This window comes from Tsukamurella sp. TY48, assembly GCF_019656655.1.
GTDB lineage: Bacteria > Actinomycetota > Actinomycetes > Mycobacteriales > Mycobacteriaceae > Tsukamurella > Tsukamurella strandjordii.
Genome location: NZ_BPMV01000002.1, coordinates 206,199 through 225,351 on the forward strand (window position 1 = coordinate 206,199; position 19,153 = coordinate 225,351).

The window sequence follows — 19,153 nt, forward strand, 5'->3', positions numbered from 1 at the left end:
TGTGAGATTGCACTCGCAATCACGTGGCTCACATCATAGGGGCTGGAAATTCCGTTCGCGCTCAGTCGGATCTTCGGGCGAAGGCGGCGTCGAACGCTCCCGGCGAAGCCGTGAGCTGATTCCGCCGGACGAAGTCCAGTGCCTGCGGGGCGCCGTCGAGACGGTCCATGCCCGCGTCCTCCCACTCGACCGATAGCGGTCCCGCGTAGCCGATCGTGTTGAGCATCCGGAAAATCGGGTCCCACTCGACGTGTCCGCGGCCTACCGAGACGAAATCCCAGCCGCGCCGAGGATCGCCCCACTCCAGGTGGGAGGCCAGCCGCCCGTTGCGGCCGTTCGCCGTCTGTCGACGCGCATCCTTGCAGTGCACGTTGTAGATGCGGTCGGCGTAGTCGTACAGGAAACCTGCGGGATCAAGGTCTTGCCAGACCATGTGCGAAGGATCGAAATTGAGGCCAAAAGCGGGCCGGTTCCCCACTGCGTCCAGTGCGGCCCGTGTTGTCCAGTAGTCGTACGCGATCTCCGAGGGATGCACCTCGAGCGCGAATCGGACGCCTTCCGCATCGAATACATCGAGGATCGGGTGCCAGCGGTCTGCGAAGTCCTGGTAACCGGCGCCGATTTGGGCGGCAGTGGCCGGCGGAAACATTGCGACGTACTTCCAGATCGATGACCCGGTGAAGCCGGTCACGGTGGGCACACCGAAGGCTGCGGCGGCGCGCGCCGTGGCTTTCAGTTCGTCGGCCGCGCGGTGGCGCACGCCCTCGGCTTCACCATCACCCCACACCGCGTCGGAGAGGATTGCTCGGTGGCGTTCGTCGATCGGGTCGTCGCACACGGCCTGGCCGGTGAGATGGTTCGACAGTGCCCATACTTGCAGCCCGTACTCGTCCAGCAGGCGCCGTTTGGCGGGCAGGTATTCCGGATCAGATAAAGCTCGATCGACGTTGAAATGATCTCCGGAACAAGCAATTTCGAGTCCATCATAGCCCCATTCGGCGGCCTGGCGGACCAGGTCGACGAAGGGCATGTCAGCCCACTGCCCGGTGAAGAGCGCTATCGAGCGGGTCATGGAGTAGCCTCCTCGGCTGCTTCGATCACGGTGGTCCAGCTCCGGGTGCGATCGCTGGTCTCGATCGAGGCCAACACGCGCTGTACCTGCAGTCCGTCCTCGAAAGAAGGAGCTGGATCAGTACCGTCGGCGATCGCATTCAGCAGATCCACCGCCTGATGGGTGAAGGGCTGTGCGTATCCCAGGCTGTGCCCGGGTGGCCACCAGGCCCCGACGTACGGATGCTGCGGATCGGTGACCATGATCCGTCGGAAGCCCGCGTCAGGGCCGCCGCTGGTGTCGTAGAACTCGAGGTAGTTCATGTCCTCGAGGTCGAAGGCCAGCGCGCCGTTCTCGCCGCTCACTTCGAGTCGCAGGGCGTTCTTCCGGCCCGTGGCGAGCCGGGTCGCGGTGAAGGAACCCGACGCGCCCGAGGCGAACCGCGCGACGAAATCGCACGAATCGTCGACGGTGACCGCGCGTGAGGTGCCCCCGGCATCGACGCGCTGCGAATGCGCCGTCGTCAAGGTGCCGCTCACGGTTGTGATGCGGTCACCCACGACGTACTGCGCGAGGTCGATCACGTGCGCGCCGATATCCCCGAGGGCGCCGGAACCTGCCGCCGTGCGATCGAGTCGCCAGGTCCAGGGCGCTTTCGGATCGGCGAGCCAGTCCTGCAGGTACTGGCCCCGCACCGAGTAGACCCGGCCCAGGCCGCCGCGGGCCACGATCTCCCGTGCGAGGGCGATGGCGGGGAGCCGCCGGTAGGTGAAGCCGACCATCGATCGGGTTCCGGTCCTCCGCGCGGCGGCGGCGGCCTCCGCCATCGCCTCCGCCTCGGCGAGGGTGTTCGCCATGGGCTTCTCCACGAGCACGTGCTTGCCTGCGGCGAGCGCTGCGATGGCGATCTCAGCGTGTGTATCACCGGGTGTGCAGATGTCGATCAGTCCGATCGCGGGATCGTCGAGGAGATCTCGCCAATCGGTACGGACGGATCGCCACTCGAACCGATCGGCTACATCCCGCGCTGCCTCGGCATCACGCCCGGCGATCGCGGTGAGCTCGGCGCGGATACCTGGAGAGAAGAACTGCCTACTGGCCAGCCACGCCTGGGAATGCGCTCGGCCCATGAAGGCGTAGCCGACCAGTCCAACGCCGATGGTGTCAGGACTCATAGGCCGTGGTGATGTACTCGCCGACGTTCGAGCTGTCGACGACGGGTGCGGACAGAGTGATCTCCTTGGGAACGGCCACCTCATCGATGTCGGCGAGCGGCTTCCCCTGGGCGACCAGGCGTGCGAGGCGCACGCCGTCGGCGCCCTGAGTCGCCGGGTACAGGATGGTGGCCTTCACCACGGAGTCGGCCTTCTGGATTTCGGCCATCATGTTCTTGGACCCACCGCCTCCCATCATGGTCATCTCCGTGCGTCCCGCCTGCTTGATCGCAGTGAGCACGCCGACGCCCTGGTCGTCGTCGTGGTTCCAGAGGAGTCGATCTTCGGAGCGGCCTGAAGCAGGTTCGAGGCCGCACGCTCGCCGCCCTCCACGGTGAAATCGGCCGCAACGCGGTTCGTGACCTTCAGACCGCACCGTGCGAGCGCGTCACGGAAGCCACGCGACCGGTCCTGTGTGAGTGGCAGCGAGTCGATGCCGGGAATCTCGGCGACAACGGCGTCGGTCCGGCCCTTCGCGGCGGTGCACACGTACCGTCCGGCCGACTGCCCCATGCCGTAGTTGTCTCCGAGAATCGTGGTGCGCGCTGCCGTGGCGCTCTCGAAGCGCCGGTCGACGTTGACAACCGGAATACCAGCGTCGGTCGCCTTCTGCGCGACCTGGGTCAGGGCGCCGCCGTCGATCGGCAGGATGACGATGGCATCGACCTTGTCGTTGATGAAGGTTTCCACCTGCGAGATCTGCAGGCTGGCGTCGGCTGTGCCCTCCGACAGCCGGAATTCGACATCGCCGTACCGCCCGGCAGCCGATTTCGCCTGCGCGGTGATCGCCGCCATCCAACCGTGATCGGCGGCGGGTGCGGAGAAGCCGATCGTCACCTTCTTGCCCGGCGCGTCATTGGCGCCGGACTGCGCTGCACCCTGACTAGGTGCGGGCGACGACGTGGAATTCGTGCACGCGGTGGCGGCGAGGGTCGCGGAAGCGATGATAGCCACGGTTGCTGCACTGCGGCGGACCGCGTTTCGAGACATGTGGGGACCTTTCGTTGGGCTGCTGTGGGTTTGTGATCAGGAGGGGCGGCGGTCCGCACGCTGGGCGAGGTGCTGCTGCAGGAGGACGGCGCCGATGATGATGAAGAACTTGGCCACCGATTGCACCGATACGGACAAGTTGTTGAGGGTGAAGATGTTGGTGAGGACGGTGAAGATGAGGACACCAAGCACGGTGCCGATGATGGTGCCGCGGCCGCCGCTGAGCAGAGTGCCGCCGATGACCACCGCGGCGATCGCATCGAGTTCGTAGAGGCTGCCGTGCGTCGAAGTGCCGGTGGTGGTGCGGGCCATCAGCATGAGCGCGGCAATGCCGCAGGTGAGTCCCGCCAACATGTACAACAGCACGGTGTGGCGCGATACCTTGATTCCCGCCAGGCGAGCGGCCTCGGGGTTGCCGCCCACGGCGAACGTTCGACGGCCGAACGTGGTGCGGTTGAGCAGGAACCATCCGCAGATGGCGACGAGGGCGAAGATGATGACGATCATCGGCACGCCGAAGACGTCCGCCTGGAAGAAGCCTAGGAAGCCCTCGTTCGTGATGATCTGGGTCTTCTTGTCCGAGATGATCTCTGCGAGGCCCCGGGCACCGGCGAGCATGGCTAGCGTCGCAATGAAGGGCACGATCCGTCCGTAGGCGATGAGCACACCGTTGATCAGGCCCACGGCGACACCGACCAGAAGGGCGGTCGCGACGATCACCGGCCATCCCAGCGAGTTCGCCAGGGCGAACGTGCCGCTGGTGGTGGCCCACACGGAGGCGAGTGCCACGATGGCGCCTACCGAGAGATCGATGCCGCGACCGGTGATCACGAAGGTCATGCCGATCGATACGACGCCGATCACCGCCGCTAGGCGCAGGATTGTCAGGAAGTTGTCAATCGATCCGAAACGCCCACCCGCGGTGACCAATCCGATGACGCATAACGCTAGGAGTGCGACGCCCAAGCCGACGAGGCGAAGGAATCCCGCTGGCAACCGGCGGCTCGTGTCGTCAACCACTGCTTCGCTCACTGTCGATTTCCTTCCATCACCAGGTCGAGGACCCGGTGTTCGTCGAGCTCGTCGCTCGGTCCGGTGTGCACTTGGCGGCCGTCCGCGACAACGGTGACGCGGTGCGCCAGACCGAGGACCTCGGGCAATTCGCTGGACACCACGAGGATCGCCACCCGACGGGTCGCGAGTTCGGCTATGAGCTGGTAGATCTCGCGTCGGGCACCGATGTCGACGCCGCGCGTCGGCTCGTCGAGGAGGAGTACCCTGCAGTCGCCGAGCAGCCAGCGCGCGAGAACCACCTTTTGTTGGTTGCCGCCCGAGAGCGTTCCGACGACCCGTTGCACGTCCGGGGGACGGAGCTCGACCTGCGTCGCGACGCGATTGGCCGCCGCGAGTTCAGCTTTCTGGTCGATGACACCTCGGTGTGCCCATTCGTCGATGCTCGCCAGGGTGATGTTGCGCGCGATGGTGTCATCGAGCACGAGGCCCTGCGATTTGCGTTCCTCGGGGCACAGGCCGAGGCCGGCCGCGACTGCGGCGGGCACGGAGCCGGCTCGCAGAGGGTTGCCGTCAACGGCGACCGTTCCGGTATCAGGCTTGCGTGCGCCGAAGATCGTCTCCATGATCTCGCTGCGCCCCGACCCGACCAGTCCGGCTATGCCGAATATCTCACCCGGGCGGACGTCGAAATCGATCGGACCGAACTCGCCGCGTCGCCCCAGGCCGGCGACCCGGAGAATCGGCGCCGCTGAGTAATCCACGGCAGGAAGGTGATCGAAGACGCGCTCGATTGCCCTGCCGGTCATCAGGGTGATCAAGTCGGCGGTCGGGGTCTGTGCGACCGAAAGGTCGCGGGCAACGGTTCGCCCGTCCTTGAGAACGGTGATGCGGTCTCCGAGGCGCCGAATCTCCTCCAACCGGTGGGATATGTAAATGACGGCTGCGCCGGCGGCGCGGAGCCTCTCGATCACGTCGAACAGGCCGTCCACCTCGCCGGAGTCGAGCACGGCCGTGGGCTCGTCCATGATGACCACCTGGCGGTTCATCTCCCCATCGTCCAAGTGAGACAACGCGCGCGCGATGGATACCACCTGTTGTTTGGCCGCAGGAAGCGCACCCACCTCGGTGGTCGGCGAGATCTCCGGATGGCCGAGCCTCGCGAGGAGGGCTTGCGCCGCGGCGTTCGTTCTGCCGATCGCGGTGACCCCACCTTTTGAGAATTCGTGTCCCAGATAGATGTTTTCAGCCACTGTGAGGCCGTCGATGAGGTCGAGCTCCTGATAGATGGTGGCGATTCCGTGGCTGAGCGCATCCTGGGGGTTGCGAAACTCGACTCGGGAGCCGCTCAGCTCGATCGTCCCCTCGTCGGGGCGATGTGCTCCTGCGAGCACCTTGATGAGGGTCGACTTGCCCGCACCGTTCTGACCCAGCAGGCAGTGAACCTCGCCGGACCGCGCCACCAGATCAACTCCGTCGAGCGCACGCACACCTGGAAAGACCTTCACGATCCCACGCATTGTGAGCGTCGGGACCCTGTCGATCTCTGGTGTGACGTGCGCCATATGAGGACGATAGGTACCACTTATGGCGATTGTCAACAAAAGAATGATTGGGATCAGGATAAGGTGTTCGGTAATCTCGGCGGATTGCGGAAGGAGTGTCGGTCATGGCTGCGTCGCAGGGTGAACGGATCCCGGTGCCGCGTTCGCGCACCGCAGGGACGGGTGCGGGCGACCTCCTTCAGCTGCTCCGTGACGGCCGTCCGAGAACGCTCGCCGATCTGGTCGAGCACACCGGCCTGTCGCGCTCCACAGTCCGCACGCGGGTGGATGCCCTGGTCGGGGCGGGATACCTGACTACCACTGAGGATGGACATTCCACCGGCGGTCGGCCAGCCGGTCGCTTCGCGTGGAATGCCCACCATGCGGTGGTGCTCGCGATCGATCTCGGAGCGACGCACGCCGTGATGGCGGTGCTCGACCTCAATCGCAGCGTGCTTGTCGAACACACCTGGGACAGGTCGATCTCCGATGGACCGGAGGCAGTCCTCGACGAGGTGCTTGAACATGGTCGGCGGCTGCTAGCGGAAGTGTCCGTCCCTCGGCTCGCAGGCATCGGCGTGGGATTGCCCGGACCGGTCGAGCATGCGACCGGCCGGCCGACCAGACCGCCCATCATGCCGGGGTGGGACGGTTACGACGTGGTCGGGCACCTCGGCGAGTTCGGTGCACCGGTACTGGTGGACAACGACGCGAATCTCATGGCGCTCGGCGAGCACGCATCCACGTGGCCGAAGGAGCGGCACCTCCTCTTCGTGAAGGCGGCCACCGGAATCGGGTCGGGCATCATCTCCGAGGGTGTGCTGAACCGGGGGGCGATCGGCACCGCGGGCGACCTGGGCCACGTCGCGCTATCGGCCGCGGACGACGTGACCTGTCACTGCGGAAACACCGGCTGCCTCGAGGCGGTCGCCTCGGGTGCGGCGATCATCCGCACGTTACGCGCATCCGGCATGCCGGTGGTGTCGATCAGTGAGGTTGTCGAGGCCGTCCGGCGCGGGGACCCGGCGGCGGCGACGCTGGTGCGACAAGCGGGTCGCGATATCGGAACCGTTCTCGCGACGTGCGTCAGTCTGCTCAACCCGTCGGTGATCGTGATAGGTGGCGAGCTCGCAGCCGCAGGAGAATCTCTGCTCGCCGGTGTGCGCGAGGTGGTCTACCGTCGGTCGATCCCGCTGGCGACTTCGACGCTGCGCATCGTGGCCTCGGAGACCGGGTACCACGCTGGTGTCATCGGAGCAGCGGAGATGGTGATCGATCGGGTATTCGCCTCGGACGTCGTCGACTCCCGCATCCTCAACGCCGCTTCCTGACCGCGTCAGCGCAGGGCGTGGTAGGCGGCCGCCGCGGAATCCAGGGTGCGCGCACAGGCGAGGACCGGGCGATCCACCATCACGACGTCGATTCCCAGATCGCGGGCCGCCGCGAGCTTCGCCGAGACCAGCTCGCCGCCGCTGTTCTTCGTGACCAGCACGTCGATCCCGTTGTCCCGGAGCAGTGCGCGCTCGTCCTCGAATGCGTAGGGCCCCCGGCTGCGGAGCAGCTCGTGCCGTCGTGGCAGTGGGCCCGACGGGGCGTCCACCACCCGGATCAGGAACCGCCACGCGTCGAGCGCGGCGAACTCGTGCGCGTCCTGGCGGCCGGTGGTGAGGAACGCGGTGCCGCCCGGCCGGTTCGCGAGCGCAGCGGCCGCGGCCGCCACCGTCGGCACGCGGGTCCAGCGGTCGCCCGCCTGCGGCGCCCACGGCGGACGGACCACCGCGAGCAGCGGCGTGCCCGTGCGCTCGGCCGCCGCAGCGGCGTGGGCGGAGATCCGCGCCGCGAACGGGTGCGTCGCATCCACGAGCACATCCACGCCCGCGAGGTAGGCCGAGAGGCCGTCGACTCCGCCGAAGCCGCCGATCCTCGTCTCGCCCACGGGCAGCCTCGGATTCGCGACCCGGCCGGCGAGCGAGCTCACCACCGCGAACCGCTCGTCGCGCTCCAGGAGGCCGGCCAACTCGCGGGCCTCCGCGGTGCCGCCCAGGATCAGCACGCGGGTCGGCCCGGCCATCAGTGGCTCGCCCCTGGCGCGCGCAACCGGGCGGCCGAGTACAGGTAGCTGTCCTCGAAGGTCTCGGCCTCGAGCACCCTGCCCACGAAGATCACCGCGGTCTTGGTGATCCCCGATGCGGACAGCCGCTGGGGCAGATCGGCGAGCCGGCACCGCACGATCTGCTGCTCGGGCCGGCTGGCGAAGGCCACCACCGCCACCGGACAGTCCGCGCCGTAGTGCGGCAGCAGCTCGGCGGTCAGCTCGGGTCCGCGGTGCGCCGCGAGATGCAGCGCGAGCGTGACCCCGGAGGCGGCGAGCGAGGCGAGGTCCTCCCCCGGTGGCATGTCGGTCGAGAGCGTGGACACCCGGGTGATCAGCACCGACTGCCCCACTCCGGGCACCGTGAGCTCGCGGTGCAGCGCCGCCGACGCCGCGGCGAATGCGGGCACCCCCGGAATCACCTCGTAGGGAACGCCCGCCGCGTCGAGGCGCTTCGCCTGTTCGGTGAAGGCCGAGTACAGAGACATGTCGCCCGAATGCAGTCGGGCCACATCGCGACCCGCTCCATGGGCGCCCACGATCTCGGAGATGATGTCGTCCAGCGGCATCCGCGCCGTGTTCACCAATCGGGCACCGGGCGGGCAGCGGTCCAGCATCTCCTGCGGGACCAGGGAGCCCGCGTAGAGGCACACCTCGCACCGGGCCAGGAGCTCCGCGCCGCGCAGCGTCAGCAGATCCGGAGCCCCGGGGCCCGCGCCGATGAAGTAGACGGTCACGCTTCCTCTTTCACATAGATCCACTGCACCACGGGACGCCGGGGTTCCCATGCGGTGCCCGCACCCAGCGGTCGTTGATCGGCCACCGTGTACGACCGGAGGATGCCGCCGAATCGGTCGCGCAACCGCGCGCACAGGGCCTGCCCCTCGACGGTGACGGTGTTCGCCACCAGCCTTCCGCCGGGCCGGAGTACGCCGACGGAGGCCGCCGCCAGCGTCTCCGTCAGCCCGCCGCCGACGAAGATCGCGTCGGGCTCGGGCAGATCGGTGGACAGCGCCGCCGAATCCGCCACCACCACTTCGTTCCGGACGCCCGCGCGGGCCGCGTTACGGGCCACCCGCTCCGCACGATCCGGCCGCTGCTCCACCGCCACCACCGAGCCGCCACCGGCCAGGGCCCAGCTGATACCGACGGACCCGGATCCCGCCCCGAAGTCCCAGATCCACCCGTCGGACGGGACCAGGGCGGCCACCGTGAACGCGCGGATATCGGCCTTGGTGATCTGGCCGTCGTGCTCGAACTCGAAAGGTGGCGCGGCGGAGTCCGGTTCGATCGCGATCACGTTCAGGTCGTCGACCTGCGCGTCGCGGCGCCACGGCGACACCCGCTCGCGCGGTCCCCCCAGCTGCTCCAGGACGGTGAGCCGGGCCTGCAGCCCCGCGTCGGCGAGCAGATCCGCCACCAGCTCCGGCGTCCGGCCCGATTCGCTGAGCACGATCACCCGGCGTCCGGTCCGCGCGGCTCGGACGATCGGCGCTAGATCGCGGGCCACCGCGGAGACCACGGTGACGTCCTCGGCCGGCCAGCACAATCGCGCGCAGGCCAGCGCGAACGAGGAGAAGTGCGGCAGCACCCGCAGTGTCAGATCCGGCCGGTGCCGGGTGAGCGTGGCCCCGATTCCGTAGAACAGCGGATCACCGCTGGCCAGCACGTGCTGGCCCGGCTGCACCGCGTCGAGGCCGGGCAGCAGCGGGGACGGCCACGGCCGCCGCTGCGCCGTGACCGTCGGCGGGAGGTACTCCAATTGGCGTGGGGCGCCGTGGATCACAGTGGCGTCCTCCAGCTCCCGGCGCGCACCGTCGGTGAGTCCGGACCAGCCGTCGGCGCCGATGCCGACCACCACCACCGTCATCGCGGCATCCGGCGCCACACCGCCTGGGGCAGGTACCGCAGCCCCGCGTAGAGCGGGCGCAGTACCGGCGGAATCCACACCGTGCGCCGCCCGTGACGCAGCGCGGCGACGGTGGCGTCGGCGACCTGGGGCGCGGTGCGGCTGAACGGTGCGGGCTTCACCCCCGAGGCCATCAGATCCCGTGTCATCGCGCCGATGATGAAACCCGGCCGGGCGAGCAGAACCTGGATACCCGAACCGTGCAGGGAGTCGGTGAAGCCCTGCACGAAGCCGTCGAGCCCGGCCTTGGTGCTGCCGTACACGTAGTTGGCCTTGCGCACGCGGACCCCGGCCACGGACGAGAAGGCGACGATGGCGCCCCGGCGCCCCGCGCGATCGTCCTGCACCCGCATCAGGTTCGCCAGCCCCAGCAGGATCGAGACCTGCGCCACGTAGTCGGTCTGCGCGATCTGCACCGCGTGCGTGGGATCCGCCTCCGCCCGAGCCTGATCACCCAGGATGCCGAAGGCGACGATCGCCACCCCGATCCGGCCGAACCGGTCCGCCACCTCGTCGAGGAAGCGGCCGTGAAGGTCGGTGCGGTCCGCGTCGAATTCGATCGGGAACACGCCCGTGGCGCCCGCCTGCCGCAGCAGCGCGATCTGCTCGTCCAAATGCTCCGAGCGGCGCGCCGCGAGCACCACGTCCCGACCGGGCGCGATGCGTCGCGCCACCTCCAGGCCCACCTCGCTGCGCCCACCGAGCAGCAGCACCGCACCGTCGGGCAATCCTTGCCGAGTCACCGCTCCAGACTAGGCCCCGGCTACGGTGGCAGGCGTGACCCACCTCAACGCGGAAGCGACGACCTTCGTCACCGAGCGGCACCTCGCCACCCTGAGCACCCTCCGTGCGGACGGAACGCCGCACACCGTCGCGATCGCCTTCACCTACGACCCCGAGGCCGGGATCGTGCGGGTGATCACCTCCGGCGGCAGCCAGAAGGCCCGCAACGCCGAGCGCGGCGGCTACGCGGCGGTGACCCAGGTGGACGGTGGCCGATGGATCACCCTCGAGGGGCCCGCTCGCGTGTACACCGACCGCGAGCACGTCGGCGAGGCCGAGCGCCGGTACGCACTGCGGTACCGCGTTCCTCGCGAGAACCCCGCGCGCGTGGTGATCGAGATCGACGTGACCCGCGTGCTCGGCTCGCCCGGTCTGCGGAACTAGCGCGAGGGCACGCTGCCGTCCATGTCCTCCAGCGACTTGCCCCGCGTTTCGGGGACGAATCGGTACACGAAGAACAGCGACAGCAGCGCGAACAGCGCGTAGAGGCCGTAGGCGAGCGTCAGGTTGCCCTCCATCTTGGGGAAGGTGACGGTGATGGCCCAGTTCGCGGCCCACTGCGCGGCCGCCGCCAGCGACAGGGCCGCGCCGCGGATCCGGTTGGGGAACATCTCCCCCAGCAGCACCCACACCACCGGGCCCCAGCTGACGCCGAAGAAGATCACGAAGAGGTTGGCCGCGATCAGCGCGATCACGCCCACCGCGCCACTCAGGGACGGAGCGCCGTCGGTGATCACCGCAGTGCTGAAACAGACCGCCATCGTGGCCAGCGAGACCGCCATACCGATCGAGCCGATCAGCAGCAGCGGGCGGCGGCCGATCCGGTCGACCAACATGATCGCCACGATGGTCACCAGCACGTTCACGATCGAGGTGAAGACACTGATGATGTTGGACTGGGATTCCTTGAAGCCCACCGCCTGCCACAGCATGTTGGAGTAGTAGAAGATCACGTTGATGCCCACGGCCTGCTGGAAGATCGACAGCAGCAGACCCACCCAGACGATGGGGTAGACCCCGCCGCCCGGCTTGATCAGGTCGCGCCAGGAATGCTTCTGCTCACCGGCGAGGCTCTGCTCGATCCGGCTGACCGTGATGTCGAGGTTCTTCTCCCCCAACAGCATCGAGAGCACCTTGCGGGCCTCGGGAATCCGGTGCTGGGAGACCAGGTAGCGCGGCGACTCGGGGATCATCGTGGACGCCGCGCCGTACACGATCGCCGGCACCGCCATCACCAGGAACATCCACCGCCACGCCTCGAGTCCGAACCACAGATCGTTCGAGGCGCCGCCGGCCAGCGAGGCCAGGAGCCAGTCGATCAGCAGGGACAGGAAGATGCCGAGCACGATGGCCATCTGCTGCAGCGAGCCGAGCCGGCCACGGATCCGGGCCGGTGACACTTCAGCGATGTATGCGGGCGCGATCACCGAAGCCACGCCCACGCCGATGCCGCCGACGATCCGGAAGAAGATCAGCACCCACAGGTCGTACGCGAAGGCGCAGCCGATCGCGCTGGCGAGGAACAGCACCGCCGCGATCTGCATCACGCGCAGCCGGCCGATCCGGTCCGCGATGCGGCCCGCCGTCATGGCGCCGGCCGCGGCACCCAGCAGTGCCGAGGCGACAGCGAACCCCAGCGTGTAGCCGTGGATGTCGAAGTAGCCCTCGATGGCCTTGGTGGCACCGTTGATGACGGCGCTGTCGTAGCCGAAGAGCAGGCCGCCCATCGCCGCGACCACGGCGATCTGAATGACTCGGCCGCTGTTGCCGTCACCCTCCTCGTAGATCGACGATCCGTCGGGCGTGGCTCCGCCGCCGTGGGTCATACGGGATCCTCCTGTGTGGAATGTGCCCCTGCCCCGGAGGTGTCCGGGCCTAGAGGACCGTGAGACCGTGCGGCCGGTTGTTCACCGGCTCGCATCCGTCCTCGGTGACGATCACGATATCTTCGATCCGTGCTCCCCACGAGCCGCTGAAGTAAATGCCCGGTTCGATCGAGAAGGCCATGCCCGGTTCGACCGAAAGGTCGTTTCCCGCGACCACATACGGCTCCTCGTGCACCGACAGACCGATGCCGTGTCCGGTTCGGTGGACGAAGTACTCGCCGAGGCCGGCGGCGGCCAGAACGTTGCGGCCCGCCGCGTCGATCGACTCCGCGCTCACGCCCGGGCGGACCGCGGCGACCGACGCCGCCTGCGCCCGCTCGAGCACGGCGTACTGCTGGGCGACTTCGGCCGCGGGCTCCCCCATCGAGTAGGTGCGGGTGGAATCGGAGTTGTATCCGGACGGCAACGGCCCGCCGATATCGACCACCACCACATCGCCCGCCTCGATCACCCGGTCCGACACCTCGTGATGCGGGTCGGCGCCGTGCGGGCCCGAACCGACGATCACGAAGGCGGCCACCGTGTGGCCCTCCTCGACGATCGCGGCGGAGATGTCGTCGGCCACCTCACGTTCGGTGCGGCCCACTCGGAGGATCTCGGGGACCCGGGCGTGCACCCGGTCGATGGCGGCGCCGGCGGCGCGCAGCTCGTCGATCTCCGCCCGGTCCTTGATCATTCGCAGTCGGCGCAGGATCGCCGTGGCCAATTCGGCGGTGAGCCCGCGGTCCAGGAGCGGGATCAGGTGCAGCGCCGGCACGGCATCCGCCACCGCCACCCGCGATGCGCCCGCCAACCCGGCGACCACCAGCGTGTACGGGTCCTCGCCGTCCACCCAATCGGCCACGGTCACAGCGACGCCCGCATCGGCGAGCCCGGGCACAGCCGAATCCTTGAGGATGGCCAGTTCGAGGCGCGGTACCACCAGCGTGAAGCCCTCGGCGGTGACCACCAATGCGGTGAGTCGCTCGAAGGATTCGCTCACCACCCCGGTGAGGTAGGCGAGATCGGGGCCGGGGGTGATCACGAGCGGGGTCTCCGCTGCGGTGCTCAGTTGCTGGGCCCGAGTGAGACGGTTCGCGTACACGGAGGCGGGGAATGCGGTCATGGCCTCCATACTGTCACTGCCCCGGCGACCTCCGCGCCGGGCCTGTCCGGCCCGTCGGTGTGTCACGATGACTCCCGTGACGAACGACGCCGCCCATGCCCGCCCGCTGATGCTCCTGGATTCCGCGGGTCTGTGGTTCCGCGCCTACTACGCGATCCCGGACAAGGTGAAGGCCTCCGACGGCCGTTCGGTGAACGCTCTGCGCGGCTTCCTGGACATGACCTCCCAGCTGATCGCCACACACCGTCCGGGGCGGCTGGTGGCGTGTCTCGATCTGGACTGGCGGCCGGCCTTCCGGGTCGATCTGCTCCCCACCTACAAGACCCACCGCGTGGCCGAGGACGCCGAGGACGGTGCCGAGGAGGTGCCCGACACGCTGTCACCGCAGGTGGACATGATCCTCGAGGTACTCGACGCGGTGGGGATCGCCACCGGCGGAGCCGAGGGGCTGGAGGCCGACGACGTCCTGGGTACCCTGGCCGCCCAGGAGGAACGCGATCCCGTGATCGTGGTCTCGGGAGACCGGGATCTGCTGCAGGTGGCCGACGATGCGCCGCCGCCGGTGAAGTGCCTCTACATCGGGCGCGGCATCGCCAAGGCGGAGATGTTCGGTCCGGCCGAGGTCGCCGAGAAGTACGGGCTGCCGCCGGAACGGGCCGGCGAGGCCTACGCCGAACTCGCCCTGCTCCGCGGAGACCCGTCCGACGGCCTGCCCGGTGTCCCCGGCATCGGCGAGAAGACCGCGTCGAAGTTCTTGCTGCAGTACGGATCCCTCGCCGCGATCCGGGAGGCCGCGGCACAGACGCCGTCGCCCCTTCCTGCCCGCGCAGCCGCGTCGATCAACGCCTCGTCGGACTACCTGGATGCCGCGTGGGACGTGGTGTGGGTGCGCCGGGATGCCGCCGTCGAGATGTCCGGGCCCGATTCGCTTCCCGCAGAACCGCGTGATCCGCAGCGCCTGGCCGAGTTGGCCGAGGAGCTGCGGATCGGTGCGCAGGTCGACAGGCTGCTGGCCGCGCTGCGCGGCTGAGCCCGAGAGGCGTCAGTTCGGGGCGCCCACCTGGTACTTGCCGTCGCTGTCGAGAACCTTGACGTCCACGGTGCGCTGCTTACCGCTGATGGTGGCATCGCACTGGAAGGTGCTGCCCGCCTCCACCTTGACGCCGTCGGTGTTGCACTTGACGTCCTTGGTGTCGGACTCGTTGTAGTTCTCCTTCAACACCTTGGTGACCCCCTCGTTCACCGCGGCGTTGTCGAACTTCTTGCCGAAGAAGGCGCCCGTGAGGTAACCCACGAGAACCACGATCAGGACGATCACGATCACGGCACCCGCGCCGATACCGATGATCAGGCCGTTCTTCGACTTCTTCGGGGCACCCGGCTGCCCGGGAACGCCCTGACCGGCGTACTGCGGGGCGAACTGCCCGTACTGCTGGCCCGGCTGCCCCGGCTGCGGACCGGGATACCCGCCGAACTGGCCGGGCTGCTGGCCCGGAGCGGGCTGTCCCTGCGGGAAGGGCTGGCCCGGCTGTCCCTGCCACTGGCCGCCGCCGAACTGCGGCGCGACCTGGGTCTGGTCTCCGGTGGGAGCGCCGTACGGCTGACCGGGCTGTTGTCCCCCGAACTGCGGCGCGATCTGCGTCGGCTCGGCTCCTTGCGGCGGCTGACCGGGCTGTTGTCCCGGCTGGCCGGGCTGTTGCCAGCCCTGCTGCGCCCACTGGTTCGGATCCTGCGGGTTGCTCATAGGTTCACTCCTCCCCGGTCGCCGGACGAGGCCCGGCGACGTACGCGTCTGGATTCAAGGTACCGGATCAGGCACCGGATTCAGCGACGACGCCGCGGCGAATCGCAGCGATCGCCGCGGTCGCGACGGCGGCCAGTCCGGGCCGGGTCGCGAGCGAGGTCTGACGGATCTGGTCGAGCAGGTCGATCACCTGCCGGCACCACCGCACGAAGTCGCCGGCGGGCAGTGGCTGACCCCGCTCACCTGCGGCGATCAGCGTGGCTGCCAGGGTTCCCCCGCTCGACCACTGGTACATCGGGGCCACGAAACCCACATCGGGTTCGCGGCTCGGCTCGAGGCGGTGCCGGGCCTCGGCGGCGATGATGTCCGTCCACCGGTCGGCGACATCGCGCACCGCGGACCGCACGCCGCCGGGGATCTTCTCCCCGGTGAGGATCGATCCGCCCCGATCTCCGCGGGACTCGAAGACCATCGCGGAGACGACCGCGGCCAGCTCGGCGGGAGCCAGGCCGTCGAAGACGCCGTCCTCGATGCACTCGCACACCAGGAGATCGGACTCGCTGTACACCCGTGCCAGGCGATGCCCGGCTTCGGTGAGCACCACCTCGTCGTCGACCGTCTCCAGGTAGCCGCGGTCGTCGAGCAGGGCGACGATCCGCTCGAAGGTCACCGCCAATGACGACGTGGTCGCGCGCACGGTGGCCGCGGAGGCCGTGGTCTCCCGTTCGAGCCGCGCGTAGCGCTCCGCCAGCCGGTCGAGTTCGGGTGCGCGCTGGCCGGTGTGGGCGGGGTGCGCCCGCATCCGCGCGCGCAGGTCGGCGAGCTCACCGTCGTTGGCTGCCGGACGCGGCGCCTTCGCCTGTTGGCGCGGCGCCGAGATGCCGCTGTTGCGCAGGGTGGATGCGAGATCGCGTTTGCCGCGACCGGACCGGTAGTCGGCGTTCTTCGGCACGCGCAGGGTGCCCAGCACGGCCACGTCGCCCACGAAATCGGACGTGCCCACCCGGCCCGACCAGCCGCTCTCGGTGATCACCACCGGCTTCGGCTCGCGTCGATCGCCGGACGGTTCCACCACCAGGGCCAGGCCGCGCCGCTTACCGCCGGTCACGGCGATCACATCGCCGCGGCGCAGTTCGCCCAGCGCAGTGGCGGCGCCGTCGCGGCGGTCGCTGAGGTGTTGCCGGCGCAGCGAGCGCTCGCGGGCGCGGACGGCCTCGCGCAGCCGCACGTACTCGAGGTAGTCGGCGCCGCCCGCAGCGTCGGTGATCTGGGTGCGGAGCTGATCGAGTTCCTTCTCACCGCGCTGCACGCGCTTGGCGAGGCCGACCACGGACCGGTCGGCCTGGAACTGGGCGAAGCTGGCTTCGAGGAGTTTCTGGGCCCCGGCACGCCCAAGGCGGTCGACGAGGTTGATCGACATGTTGTACCCGGGGGTGAACGAGCTGACCAGCGGGAAGGTGCGCGCGCCGGCGAGGCCGGCCACCTCCTGCGGGCGCACGCCGGTCTGCCAGAGCACCACCGCGTGCCCCTCGACGTCGATACCGCGCCGCCCGGCGCGGCCGGTGAGCTGCGTGTACTCCCCCGGTGTGAGCTCGTTGTGGGTCTCGCCGTTGAACTTCACCAGCCGTTCGAGGACCACGGTGCGGGCGGGCATGTTGATACCCAGCGCCAGGGTCTCGGTCGCGAAGACCGCGCGCACCAGACCCTTGACGAACAGCTCCTCCACCGCGTGCCGGAAGGCCGGCAGCATGCCCGCGTGATGCGCGGCGAACCCCCGGGTGAGGGCGGCCCGCCACTCCTCGAATCCCAGCAGTTCGAGGTCGGCCGGCGAGAACTCGGCCACGTGCTTGTCGATGATGGCGCCGATCTCCTCGGCCTGCTCCTGCGTGGTGAGCACCACCGGTGACCGCAGGCACTGGGTGAGCGCCTGCTCGCACCCCGCCCGGGAGAAGACGAAGGTGATCGCGGGGAGCAGTCCCTCGGCGTCCAGCAGTGCGATCACATCGGGACGCGGGATGGGGCGCCGCGTCTGGTGCGAGCGGCCCCGTCCGGCACGCCGGCCGGTACGGCTGACGATGCCGGGGTCGTGGCTGCGGTCGAGGGCCTCGCGCTGCTTCACGTAACGCACCAGGTCGGCGTCGAGGACGAGCGCGTTCTTGCCGCCGGACTCCTGCGCGGCGCGGATCGCATTGGTGTCGAACAGATCGAAGAGCCGGCGGCCCACCAACATGTGCTGCCACAGCGGCACGGGACGCTTCTCGTCGACGATCACGGTGGTATCGCCGCGGACCTCGGTGATCCACGCACCGAACTCCTCGGCGTTGGAGACCGTGGCCGATAGGCTCACGAGCCGCACATCACCGGGAAGGTGCAGGATCACCTCCTCCCAGACCGCGCCGCGGAACCGGTCGGCGAGGTAGTGCACCTCGTCCATCACCACGTGGCTCAGCGCGTCCAGCGTGGGTGAATCGGCGTACAGCATGTTGCGCAGCACCTCGGTGGTCATCACGACCACGGGCGCGTGCGAGTTGATCGACGTATCGCCGGTGAGCAGGCCCACCTTGTCGGCGCCGTAGCGGGCCACCAATTCCGCGTACTTCTGGTTCGACAGCGCCTTGATCGGCGTGGTGTAGAAGCACTTCGTCCCGCCCGCGAGGGCCAGATGCACGGCGAACTCGCCGACCACCGTCTTACCCGCGCCGGTGGGCGCGCACACCAGCACACCGTGTCCGGCTTCGAGCGCGGTGCAGCCGTCGCGCTGGAACGGATCCAGGGTGAAATCGAGGCGTTCGGCGAACAGCTCCAGCTCAGAGGACGTCATCGAGCCCCGAACGCGGGATCGAGGTCTGCATCAGCTTCTCGGGCGCGGCGATCGCGGATGCTCCCACCGTTCCGCTGGCCGACGGTGCGCCGGACGCCCCGATCGGCTGCGGTGCGGCCGGCGTCGGCGAGGCGCTCTCGTCGTCGATGTCGCCGTCCCACCCGTCCGTGTTCTTCTGCTTGCGGCTCTTGAGCTTGTCGTGGAACCGGCACCACTGGATGGACAGTTCGAGCAGCACTGCCAGCGCGGCGCCCAGAGCGAGCATCGACAGCGGGTCCTGCGCCGGCGTGATCACGGCCGCGAAGATGAACATCGACATCAGCAGGCCGCGGCGCCACTTCTTCAGCTTCGCGTACGGCAGGATTCCCACCAGGTTGAGCATCACGATCAGCAGCGGCATCTCGAAGCTGACGCCGAAGATGATGAGCGCGTTCAGGACGAACGAGAAGTACTGATCACCCTGCAGCGCCGTGATCTGGACATCGCTACCGATCTTGAGCAGGAACTCGAAGGCGTGCGCCACCAGGAAGTACGCGAGGGCGGAGCCGGCGATGAACAGCGTGGCGCCCACGGCCACGAAGCCCACGGCGTAGCGCTTCTCGCTGCGGTGCAGCGCGGGCACGATGAAGGCCCACAGTTGGTACAGCCAGAACGGGGCCGCCAGGATCACGCCAACGGTGATCGCGACCTTCAAGCGCAGCGCGATCTGGTCGAACGCGCCGGTGGCGAGCAGGCGGCAATCCTCGCTACCGAGGTTCGCGCGGTACTGCGAGGGCACCTCGCAGTACGGGCCGCGCAGGATCTCGCCCGTCGACGGCAGCCCGAACATGGGGTTGGTGTACCAGAAGAAGCCGATCACCGAGGTCACGGTGATCGCGAGGAGCGCCAGGAGCATGCGGGTCCGGAGCTCGTACAGGTGCTCCACGATCGACATGGTGCCGTCGGGATTGACGACGGCGCGGCGCCGCCGCGGATCGAACGGAATCTTCACGGGGTGCTTTCC

Annotated in this window: 18 protein-coding genes; 3 read left to right on the forward strand and 15 right to left on the reverse strand. The window is 68.7% G+C overall.

What is annotated here, in order from left to right; translation table 11 throughout:
• Window positions 1–61: 61 nt before the first annotated feature.
• The 6 genes from TTY48_RS16795 to TTY48_RS16820 form a co-directional block, all read right to left on the reverse strand.
• A complete protein-coding gene (locus TTY48_RS16795) occupies window positions 62–1,072 on the reverse strand; it encodes a sugar phosphate isomerase/epimerase (RefSeq protein WP_220658799.1) in 1,011 nt (336 codons plus the stop codon).
• The gene (locus TTY48_RS16800; RefSeq protein WP_220658800.1) at window positions 1,069–2,226 is read right to left on the reverse strand and encodes a Gfo/Idh/MocA family protein; all 1,158 of its coding nucleotides are present in this window, start codon (window positions 2,224–2,226) and stop codon (window positions 1,069–1,071) included. The genes TTY48_RS16795 and TTY48_RS16800 overlap by 4 nt, the downstream gene beginning before the upstream one ends.
• Window positions 2,216–2,470 carry a hypothetical protein gene (locus TTY48_RS16805; RefSeq protein ID WP_220658801.1) on the reverse strand — a complete coding sequence of 85 codons (255 nt, stop codon included), beginning with the start codon at window positions 2,468–2,470 and terminating at the stop codon, window positions 2,216–2,218. Before TTY48_RS16805 ends, TTY48_RS16800 begins: the two co-directional genes overlap by 11 nt.
• Window positions 2,467–3,219, reverse strand: a complete 753-nt coding sequence (locus TTY48_RS16810; RefSeq protein ID WP_220658802.1) for a substrate-binding domain-containing protein — start codon at window positions 3,217–3,219, stop codon at window positions 2,467–2,469. The genes TTY48_RS16805 and TTY48_RS16810 overlap by 4 nt, the downstream gene beginning before the upstream one ends.
• A gap of 72 nt (window positions 3,220–3,291) precedes the next feature.
• A complete protein-coding gene (locus tag TTY48_RS16815) occupies window positions 3,292–4,287 on the reverse strand; it encodes an ABC transporter permease (protein ID WP_308443063.1) in 996 nt (331 codons plus the stop codon).
• Window positions 4,284–5,831 carry a sugar ABC transporter ATP-binding protein gene (locus tag TTY48_RS16820; RefSeq protein ID WP_255585792.1) on the reverse strand — a complete coding sequence of 516 codons (1,548 nt, stop codon included), beginning with the start codon at window positions 5,829–5,831 and terminating at the stop codon, window positions 4,284–4,286. Before TTY48_RS16820 ends, TTY48_RS16815 begins: the two co-directional genes overlap by 4 nt.
• 104 nt (window positions 5,832–5,935) lie before the next feature.
• Between TTY48_RS16820 and TTY48_RS16825 the strand changes: the two genes are divergently transcribed.
• Entirely contained in the window at window positions 5,936–7,141 is a 1,206-nt protein-coding gene (locus TTY48_RS16825) for an ROK family transcriptional regulator (RefSeq protein ID WP_220658803.1), read from the forward strand.
• 5 nt (window positions 7,142–7,146) lie between these two features.
• Here the strand turns inward: TTY48_RS16825 and TTY48_RS16830 are convergent, their stop codons facing one another.
• Genes TTY48_RS16830 through TTY48_RS16845 form a run of 4 tightly spaced genes read right to left on the reverse strand, consistent with a single transcriptional unit; the run spans window position 7,147 to window position 10,554 of the window.
• Complete coding sequence (locus TTY48_RS16830; RefSeq protein ID WP_220658804.1) at window positions 7,147–7,881, reverse strand: cobalt-precorrin-6A reductase; 735 nt, start codon at window positions 7,879–7,881, stop codon at window positions 7,147–7,149.
• Window positions 7,881–8,639: a precorrin-4 C(11)-methyltransferase gene (gene cobM, locus TTY48_RS16835; RefSeq protein WP_220658805.1), complete on the reverse strand. Its 759-nt coding sequence runs from the start codon at window positions 8,637–8,639 to the stop codon at window positions 7,881–7,883. Before cobM ends, TTY48_RS16830 begins: the two co-directional genes overlap by 1 nt.
• Window positions 8,636–9,772 carry a precorrin-6y C5,15-methyltransferase (decarboxylating) subunit CbiE gene (gene cbiE, locus TTY48_RS16840; RefSeq protein WP_220658806.1) on the reverse strand — a complete coding sequence of 379 codons (1,137 nt, stop codon included), beginning with the start codon at window positions 9,770–9,772 and terminating at the stop codon, window positions 8,636–8,638. The genes cobM and cbiE overlap by 4 nt, the downstream gene beginning before the upstream one ends.
• Window positions 9,769–10,554 carry an SDR family NAD(P)-dependent oxidoreductase gene (locus tag TTY48_RS16845; RefSeq protein WP_255585793.1) on the reverse strand — a complete coding sequence of 262 codons (786 nt, stop codon included), beginning with the start codon at window positions 10,552–10,554 and terminating at the stop codon, window positions 9,769–9,771. Before TTY48_RS16845 ends, cbiE begins: the two co-directional genes overlap by 4 nt.
• A gap of 25 nt (window positions 10,555–10,579) precedes the next feature.
• Between TTY48_RS16845 and TTY48_RS16850 the strand changes: the two genes are divergently transcribed.
• Window positions 10,580–10,978 (forward strand): pyridoxamine 5'-phosphate oxidase family protein, encoded by a 399-nt coding sequence (locus tag TTY48_RS16850; protein ID WP_220658807.1) that lies wholly within the window; start codon window positions 10,580–10,582, stop codon window positions 10,976–10,978.
• Here TTY48_RS16850 and TTY48_RS16855 read toward each other — a convergent pair.
• Both TTY48_RS16855 and TTY48_RS16860 read right to left on the reverse strand, forming a co-directional pair.
• Complete coding sequence (locus tag TTY48_RS16855) at window positions 10,975–12,420, reverse strand: sugar porter family MFS transporter (protein ID WP_220658808.1); 1,446 nt, start codon at window positions 12,418–12,420, stop codon at window positions 10,975–10,977. The genes TTY48_RS16850 and TTY48_RS16855 overlap by 4 nt on opposite strands.
• Before the next feature lie 49 nt (window positions 12,421–12,469).
• Window positions 12,470–13,585: a Xaa-Pro peptidase family protein gene (locus tag TTY48_RS16860; RefSeq protein WP_220658809.1), complete on the reverse strand. Its 1,116-nt coding sequence runs from the start codon at window positions 13,583–13,585 to the stop codon at window positions 12,470–12,472.
• A gap of 67 nt (window positions 13,586–13,652) precedes the next feature.
• Here TTY48_RS16860 and TTY48_RS16865 point away from each other — a divergent pair, with 67 nt between their 5' ends.
• Complete coding sequence (locus tag TTY48_RS16865; protein ID WP_220658810.1) at window positions 13,653–14,615, forward strand: 5'-3' exonuclease; 963 nt, start codon at window positions 13,653–13,655, stop codon at window positions 14,613–14,615.
• 12 nt (window positions 14,616–14,627) lie between these two features.
• Here TTY48_RS16865 and TTY48_RS16870 read toward each other — a convergent pair whose 3' ends face one another.
• The 3 genes from TTY48_RS16870 to tatC all read right to left on the reverse strand — a co-directional run bounded on the left by TTY48_RS16870 (window position 14,628) and on the right by tatC (window position 19,141).
• On the reverse strand, window positions 14,628–15,329 hold the full coding sequence (locus TTY48_RS16870) for a DUF4333 domain-containing protein (protein WP_220658811.1): 702 nt from the start codon (window positions 15,327–15,329) through the stop codon (window positions 14,628–14,630).
• A gap of 67 nt (window positions 15,330–15,396) precedes the next feature.
• Window positions 15,397–18,150 (reverse strand): RNA helicase, encoded by a 2,754-nt coding sequence (locus tag TTY48_RS16875; protein ID WP_220658812.1) that lies wholly within the window; start codon window positions 18,148–18,150, stop codon window positions 15,397–15,399.
• Window positions 18,137–19,141: a twin-arginine translocase subunit TatC gene (tatC, locus tag TTY48_RS16880; RefSeq protein ID WP_220658813.1), complete on the reverse strand. Its 1,005-nt coding sequence runs from the start codon at window positions 19,139–19,141 to the stop codon at window positions 18,137–18,139. Before tatC ends, TTY48_RS16875 begins: the two co-directional genes overlap by 14 nt.
• Window positions 19,142–19,153 lie beyond the last annotated feature (12 nt).